The sequence below is a fragment of the Kitasatospora sp. NPDC056327 genome (assembly GCF_042261735.1).
Taxonomy (GTDB): Bacteria; Actinomycetota; Actinomycetes; order Streptomycetales; family Streptomycetaceae; genus Kitasatospora.
In genome coordinates, this window is sequence record NZ_JBHJRC010000378.1 from 1 (window position 1) to 7052 (window position 7052).

6 protein-coding genes are annotated in these 7052 nt (G+C 73.6%); 3 read left to right on the plus strand and 3 right to left on the minus strand.

Features of this window, described 5'->3' with window-relative positions; translation table 11 throughout:
- Nucleotides 1–148 precede the first annotated feature (148 nt).
- Together ACFCX4_RS33235 and ACFCX4_RS33240 are read right to left on the minus strand one after the other, a co-directional pair.
- The gene (locus tag ACFCX4_RS33235) at nucleotides 149–793 is read right to left on the minus strand and encodes a hypothetical protein (RefSeq protein WP_376150669.1); all 645 of its coding nucleotides are present in this window, start codon (nucleotides 791–793) and stop codon (nucleotides 149–151) included.
- A 130-nt stretch (nucleotides 794–923) separates the two neighbouring features.
- Nucleotides 924–1799 carry a hypothetical protein gene (locus tag ACFCX4_RS33240; protein ID WP_376150671.1) on the minus strand — a complete coding sequence of 292 codons (876 nt, stop codon included), beginning with the start codon at nucleotides 1797–1799 and terminating at the stop codon, nucleotides 924–926.
- Nucleotides 1800–2211: 412 nt separating this feature from the next.
- On the opposite strand from ACFCX4_RS33240, the gene ACFCX4_RS33245 reads away from it, so the two are divergent.
- Together ACFCX4_RS33245 and ACFCX4_RS33250 are read left to right on the plus strand one after the other, a co-directional pair.
- Nucleotides 2212–2976 carry a class I SAM-dependent methyltransferase gene (locus ACFCX4_RS33245; RefSeq protein WP_376150673.1) on the plus strand — a complete coding sequence of 255 codons (765 nt, stop codon included), beginning with the start codon at nucleotides 2212–2214 and terminating at the stop codon, nucleotides 2974–2976.
- Nucleotides 2977–3310: 334 nt separating this feature from the next.
- Nucleotides 3311–3952 carry a hypothetical protein gene (locus tag ACFCX4_RS33250; protein WP_376150675.1) on the plus strand — a complete coding sequence of 214 codons (642 nt, stop codon included), beginning with the start codon at nucleotides 3311–3313 and terminating at the stop codon, nucleotides 3950–3952.
- A 195-nt stretch (nucleotides 3953–4147) separates the two neighbouring features.
- On the opposite strand, the gene ACFCX4_RS33255 is transcribed toward ACFCX4_RS33250, so the two are convergent.
- A complete protein-coding gene (locus ACFCX4_RS33255; protein WP_376150677.1) occupies nucleotides 4148–4456 on the minus strand; it encodes a DUF1232 domain-containing protein in 309 nt (102 codons plus the stop codon).
- Nucleotides 4457–4970: 514 nt separating this feature from the next.
- On the opposite strand from ACFCX4_RS33255, the gene ACFCX4_RS33260 reads away from it, so the two are divergent.
- On the plus strand, nucleotides 4971–7004 hold the full coding sequence (locus tag ACFCX4_RS33260) for a M4 family metallopeptidase (protein WP_376150678.1): 2034 nt from the start codon (nucleotides 4971–4973) through the stop codon (nucleotides 7002–7004).
- Nucleotides 7005–7052: the final 48 nt, after the last annotated feature.

Here is a 7052-nt window from a genome sequence, read left to right on the forward strand (position 1 = left end):
ACGCCTCGTCGGAGCGCCCGGTGCCAGGACGCGGTTCCCGCTGCCGGGCGGCGCGCGGCTGCGGGTGACGTCGGTGACGTCCCCGCGCAGGTCGGCGGTTTCCGCGGCAGCGGGACCTCCGCGCGCGTTCCGCTGCCGCGGACCGGCTTCAGCGCAGGACTCCCACGAGGCCGTCCCCTCCGTCCGCACAGGCGAACGCGCCCGCGCAGCAGCGTTCCCAACCCGTGGGCGTTGCGAGCAGGGTCAGCTGCGACCACCGGTCCGGGGCCTTCGGGTGCCGACGGAGCCACAGCCCCAGGGCCGGCACCGTCAGGTCGTCGGCGGCGTCGGCCTCGTTTCCGCCGGCGGCGGTCGGTCCGGAGGGGCGGGCGGGTGCCGGCAGCACGGAGGCGACGTCCGGGGCCGGATGGCCGAACAGGTCCACCCCGTCCCACGCCACCGCGTGCGCCGCGGGCGCGGTGACGGGCCCGGTGGCCTCGACGACCACCTGGGTCAGACGGTCGGCGCCGCCGGGTCCGCCGCCGGGTCCGCCCCCGGCGACGGTCAGCAGGACGTCATCGAGGACGGCGACGGTGTTCCACGCCGGATCGAAGAGGACGCCGCGGAGCCACGCGTCGTGGGCGTGCCGCAGTTGCGTGTAGTCGGTGCGCCTCAGCGTCATGCACTGCCTCGCCCGATGGCTGCGGGGCGTCCCGGCGAGCACCGCGGCGACCTCCCCGGATGTCATCCCGAACCTGAGGGTCCCGGCCCCGTCCGGCAGGACCACGCCGATCCCCGGCAGCAACTCCAGCATCACCCGATCGTCCCACTCCCGTGCCGCGCTCCGACGACCGGGCTCGGGTCGGCGCACGGGTGCACGGGTTCCCGCCGAGGAACCGGGCGCCGACCTGCCTGCCCGTCTGCTGGACCGCAGCACCGCCGCCTCACGTCCGCCGCGCCCCGGCGGCATCCGGCAGCCGCACGACGGCGGTGCCGGCCTGGGACTCCCCGAAGCCCCAGCCCGCGACCAGCGAACAGCCGGCCACGTCGAGGAGGTCGCTCCACGGCCAGTGGTCGGCACCCGAGTAGAAGGCGCCCCCGCTCCGGGCGGCCTCCGCCGAGCGGCAGAGCATCCGCAGGTGGTCACGGAGCGCGGGGTGCGCGACCGCGACCAGCCTGGACTCCCAGGGCTCGCCCGCGACGTCGGGGCCCGACAGGTCGCGGACCGAGACCAGGTGCTCCGGCCCGCGCTCGGTGAACGTGGCCGCCCGCATCGCGTCGGCGAGCGTGCCGTCGGTCGCGACCCGCAGGAGCACGATCAGCCAGTTGTTCAGCTTCGTGGCGTTCTCGGTGGTCAGATCGATCCCGTGACGGCCGAGCAGCGGCCCCAGCTCGCTGCCGTACACCAGCGCGCCGCCCGACTCGTCGGGCACCGAGGCCGCCCGCAGCTCCGCGACGAAGGCGTCGTCGAACGGCCGGGGCCCCTTGTGTCCGTCCGCGCCCCACGGCCCCTCCCCCGCCAGCAGATCCGCGTCGAACAGGAACAGCGACCCGCCCAGGTCGAAGCGCCAGGTCCACGGCGAGAAGGGGTACGGCCCGTCCGTGTCCGGAAAGCGCCTCGGCTCCCGGGCCGCCAGGCCCTCCGGCGTGAACCAGGAGTTCGGGAACAGGAACTCGTCGATGGAGTCCGACGCGTGGTACACCCCGTACCCGGTGCCGGGATCGCCGGCGGACTCCTCGCCGAGCAGTATCGCGAACGCGCCGGTCAACGCGGCGTCCCACCCCTCGATGTCGTTCGCCGGGGTCGTCTCGGACGTCATGACGGGTACTCCTTCGGATCGGATCCATGTCGTGCCGCACGGCGTCACGCCGCTTCGTACGCGCGGGCACAACGTACCGGTCGCCGATGACACCCCGGACCACCGCACCAGGAGGCCGGGCGGCCGAAGCAACTGCCGTGCCACCCCGCACGGGTGACACGGCTCGGGTCCACGGGGCGTGAGCGGTCACCGCTCGCGGGGTGCGATCGGCCGGCCCGGTGCGGAAGGCCGTTCACCGCCGGTTCCGCGGAACCGACACGGCCCTGCCCGGCCACCTCGCCGATGCCCCTCGCCGACGCTGCCCTCGCCGACGCCGCTCCAGCGCCTCCGAGCGCTTGTCGTCCTTCCCGGTTCGAGGGCTGCGCCCCCGCCGGTCGGGCAGGCTCCCGCCGGTCGTGCCAGGATGTCCGGCATGTCTGCTCGTGCACTGAGCTTCGGCGCAATCGCGGAATCCTACGAGCGGTTCCGGCCGGGGTATCCGGAAGAGCTCTTCGAGTCGGTGATCACGTACGCGGGCCGGCCGGTCCGGACGGCCCTGGAGATCGGTGCGGGGACGGGCAAGGCGACCCGCCTGTTCGCCGGCCACGGGGTCGCGGTCACGGCCACGGAGCCCGACGCCGCCATGCTCGCCGAGCTGAGGAGGACCGTGCCCGCGAACGTGACGACCGTGCGGGCCGCGTTCGAGGAACTGCGCCCGGGCGAGACCTACGGGCTGGTCTGTGCGGCGGCGGCCCTGCACTGGACGCGCCCGGAGGGCCGGTGGTCCAGGGTGGCCGCACTGCTGGAGCCGGAGGGTGTGTTCGCCTCGTTCGGCGGCCCGGTTCGGCCGGCCGACCCGGCCGTCGAGGAGTCCGTGCGTGCGGCACGGGCACCGTTCCTGGAGAACGACGAGGTGCCGTCCCCCGACGGGACCGCCCCGAATGAGGCGATGCAGTGGCCGGGTACCGAGCTGCAGCGGTCTCCGCTGTTCCTCGACGTTCAGCAGGCCGTCATCGAGCGGCGCCTGACCATGAGCGCTCCCGAGTACGTCGGCTACCTGTCGACCGTCTCGGCGTATCTCCAACTGCCGCAACCGGCAAGACAGCAGGCGTTCGGCGCGATCGCCCGGATCCTGCCGGAGAGGGTCGAGATCACCGCCGACATCGTCGTCCACCTCGCACGTCGGCGATCCGGGTAGGTGCGACACCTCCCCGGGGGAACCGTGGTCCCAGGCGGCCCGGGCGAGGTCTCCGGAAACCCAACTGTCCCCCGCCACAGCGGTGTTAGCCTGGCCGGAAGGAGGCGGGATGCAGGTGTGGAACGTACGGGGGCGGGCGGTTCGGGTGGCCTGTCTGGTCGTGGCGGGGCTTGCGCTCGCGGGCTGCGGATCCGACGGGTCGGCGCCGGCGGCGGACGGTTCGGTAACCACCGGGAGCGTGTCCTCCGGCAGTACGAGGACGCCCGGCACGACGGTGCCCGGCCCGGCCGGGCCCGGCACGGCGACCGAGCCCGCCCGAGCCGGCGGGAGTTCGGTGAGCACGAGCCCCACCGCGAGCGGGCCGCCCACGGAGCTGGAGCTCAGCGACGCGTACTTCGCGGTCGGCCAGTGCGCGGGCCCGGTCATCGGCAAGTCCAAGGGCGGTTCCGGAGCGCCCTACCAGCCCGTCGACTGCGGTGACGTCTTCGCCGTGGCCAAGGTGACCAAGCGCGGCGCCGCCGCGGCGCCCGGCGCCACCGCCGGCGTGCCGGCCACGGCGGCCACGGTCGGCACGGACTGCGAGGACACCACCGACCTCGTCCTCGACCTCGGCCGGAACCTGGCGCAGGCCACCGGGACCGAGACGGCGGGCGACGGACGGGGGGCCTACGCCTGCCTGCGCAACCTCAAGCCCCCGCACCCCAGCGACCCCGGCATGGGCGGGGGACCCAGGATCATCGTCGGCGACTGCGTCTACCAGGCGAAGGTCCTGGGCGGGGCGAACGTCACGCGCGAGACCGCTTGCGACACCACCGGCACGCACCGGCCGGAACACCGGGTCGTGAAGGTGTACGTGCCCAACTTCGCCAAGGGCGGCCCGCAGGAGAGCTGCCCCGAGGGGACGGTCCAGCTGTCCCTGTCGACCACCGGCCGGATCGACCTCTTCGGCCCTGTCGCCTGCGGCGAGAAGCTCTGACGCCCGGGGAAACGGCGCCCTTCCGGTGACCGGCCGTGACGGCGACCGGCCGTGATCCGCAGGGGCACGGGCCGGCGCACCTTCTCCGGTCGTGACCACCGAGCGCCGGACGCGCACCCGCAGTGACGGAAGAACCCGCCCGGCCCCGTACCGGGCGGGTTCGCACAGGGCCCGACCGGAGGCGGGCCGGGCGTGTCAGACGGGTTCGCGGCCCCCGGCCGCGTCGGGCCCCTGCGGGGCACGCCCGACCGCCTTGTGCACGGTGCGCAGGGCCACCAGGAGCAGGCCGATGTCGTCCAGCAGGATGGGGTCCGGGAGCAGGTCGACGGGGCTGATCAGATAGGCGATGGACGCCCAGAACAGCACCTTGGCCGACATCGGGATGCCGGTCGAGGCCAGGAGCCTCCTGGTCCGGACCAGCTTCACCACCAGCACGACCGCGACCACCAGGGTCACCACCACCACCGCGCCGGTGATCCACCACAGGACGCTGCTTCCGTCCATCGGCACCTCCCGCTCGAACGCCGGCCGTTCCCCGCTCTCCCCCGGTTCCGGCGAGCGGGCGGCTCTCCCCAGGGTACGGGAGGCGCCCGCAGAACCCCCCGCAGCACGAGCCGGCACCCGCCCTCGCCGTCCCCACGCCCGCGGCGCCGTCCGCCGCGGGCGTCCGTGCCCGGCGCTCCAGGGCGGCGGCCGGACCCGGCACGGCCACCGGGGACGACCGGGCCGACGGGGCCCGGGCCACCGGCGGCGCAGGAGGACCGGGCGGGCGGTGCCACCGATCGGTGACGCGGTTTCAGCCACGGTGCGCCGCGCCCGAGTCGGCCGGCGAACGGACCCGCGGCTTGACGGAACTTGCCAACCTCGCGCATCACACGCACCAACTATTGACCGGAGCATGACGCCATGTGAGGGTTCCGACACCCGACCGCGGACGCCCGCACGGCCGTCCCCATGCGGCCGTGCGCCACCAGCCCTGCTGTCCGCGACCAGGGTCCCCCACATTCGAGGAGCCCCGATGCAACGCACAGCCACCGCAGGCCGGTTGCTGACCGCAGCGACCACCCTGACCGTGCTGGCCGGCATGATCGCCGCCACCGCGGGTCCGGCCTCCGCCGCGCCCGTCCCGACCACGCCGCCCAGCGCGCTGGCCGCCGCCGTGAACGCCGCCGACCAGGCGGCCGCAGCCGGTCTCGACAGCCTGGCCAAGGGCACGGACGAGACCTACGAGCGCCAGTCCGTCACCCCGTGGCTGGCCGGTCTCTACTCGGTCGCCTACGAGCGCACCTACAAGGGCCTGCCGGTCGTCGGCGGCGACGCCGTCGTGATCGCGGACGGCCAGGGCAAGGTCCGCGGCCAGCAGTCCGCCACCACCGCCCCGATCAGCGTGTCGACCACCACCCTGGTCAGCGCGGCCAAGGCGGAGAAGACCGCCCGCACCAAGCTCGCCCAGGTGGACGGCGTGCAGTCGCGCCGCCTGGTCGTCAAGGTCAAGGACGGCGAGAGCCGCCTCGCCTGGGAGACCGTGCTCACCGGCCGCACCGCGACCGCCCCGAGCACCCTGCACGTCTTCGTCGACGCCCGCAGCGGCGAGGTCATCGAGACCTACGACGACGTGCGCGCCGGCACCCTGAACAGCAAGTGGAACGGCCCCTCGCCGAGCATCACCACCACCGGCTCGGGCAGCTCCTTCTCGCTGCGCGACCCCAGCCGCCCCGGCCTGAGCTGTGCCGACAACGCCACCGGCCAGGTCTTCACCAAGTCCTCCGACACCTGGGGCAACGGCAGCGCCACCAGCAAGGAGACCGGCTGCGGCGACGCCATGTTCGCGGCCCAGAAGGAATGGGACATGCTCCGCGACTGGCTGGGTCGCAACGGGCACAACGGCAACGGCGGCAGCTGGCCGGTCAAGGTCGGCCTCAACGACGTCAACGCCTACTGGGACGGCTCGTCGATCTCCATCGGCCACAGCCAGAGCAACGAGTGGATCTCCTCGATCGACGTCGTCGGCCACGAGTTCGGCCACGGCATCGACCAGTTCACCCCCGGCGGCGCCAACAACGAGAACGGTCTCGGCGAGGCCACCGGCGACATCTTCGGCGCGCTCACCGAGGCCTACGCCAACCAGTCCGCCCCGTACGACTCCGCGGACTACCTCGTCGGCGAGATGATCAACCTCGTCGGCAACGGCCCGATCCGCAACATGTACAACCCCTCGCAGGTCGGCAACAACCCGAACTGCTACTCCTCCTCGATCCCGAGCACCGAGGTCCACGCGGCCGCCGGCCCGCTGAACCACTGGTTCTACCTGCTCGCCGAGGGCTCCAACCCGGGCGGCGGCAAGCCCACCAGCCCGACCTGCAACAACTCCAGCGTCACCGGCGTCGGCATCAAGGACGCGGGCCGGATCTTCTACGGCGGCATGCTGCTCAAGACCAGCGGCATGACCCACAAGAAGTACCGCACCACCACCCTGACCGCGGCCAAGAACCTCGACCCGAGCTGCAACCTCTTCAACCGCACCAAGGCCGCCTGGGACGCCGTCAGCGTTCCCGCCCAGGCCGGTGACCCGACCTGCTCGAACAACGGCACCAACGACTTCTCGCTGGCGCTGAACCCGTCGTCCGCCTCGGTCAAGCCGGGTGCCTCGACCACGGCGACGGTCAACACCGCCGTCATCTCCGGCACCGCGCAGACGGTCGCCCTGACCGCCTCCGGCCTCCCGTCCGGCGTCACCGCGGCCTTCAGCCCGGCGTCCGTCCAGTCCGGCGCCTCCTCCACGCTGACCCTGTCGGCCTCGTCCGCCGCGGCGACCGGGACCTACCAGATCACCGTGACCGGCACCGCCGGCGCCACCGTGCACACCGCCCAGTTCAGCCTCACGGTCGGCACCGGCACCCCGAACCCCGGTGGCACCTGGGCCGCCGGCACCAACTACCAGGCCGGTGACACCGTGACCTACAACGGTGCCAGCTACCGCTGCCTCCAGGGCCACACCGCCCTGGTCGGCTGGGAGCCGCCGAACGTCCCGGCCCTCTGGCAGGCCGTGTGACCGGGGCGTCCTGACGCCCACTGAGCAACAAGCCGCGCCGCGGTCCGT

Bases quoted from the DNA above. Each gene is read 5' to 3' on its own strand.
- ACFCX4_RS33240 (WP_376150671.1), bottom strand. From the start codon at position 1,799: ATGACGTCCGAGACGACCCCGGCGAACGACATCGAGGGGTGGGACGCC.
- ACFCX4_RS33255 (WP_376150677.1), bottom strand. From the start codon at position 4,456: ATGGACGGAAGCAGCGTCCTGTGGTGGATCACCGGCGCGGTGGTGGTG.
- ACFCX4_RS33245 (WP_376150673.1), top strand. From the start codon at position 2,212: ATGTCTGCTCGTGCACTGAGCTTCGGCGCAATCGCGGAATCCTACGAG.
- ACFCX4_RS33235 (WP_376150669.1), bottom strand. From the start codon at position 793: ATGCTGGAGTTGCTGCCGGGGATCGGCGTGGTCCTGCCGGACGGGGCC.
- ACFCX4_RS33260 (WP_376150678.1), top strand. From the start codon at position 4,971: ATGCAACGCACAGCCACCGCAGGCCGGTTGCTGACCGCAGCGACCACC.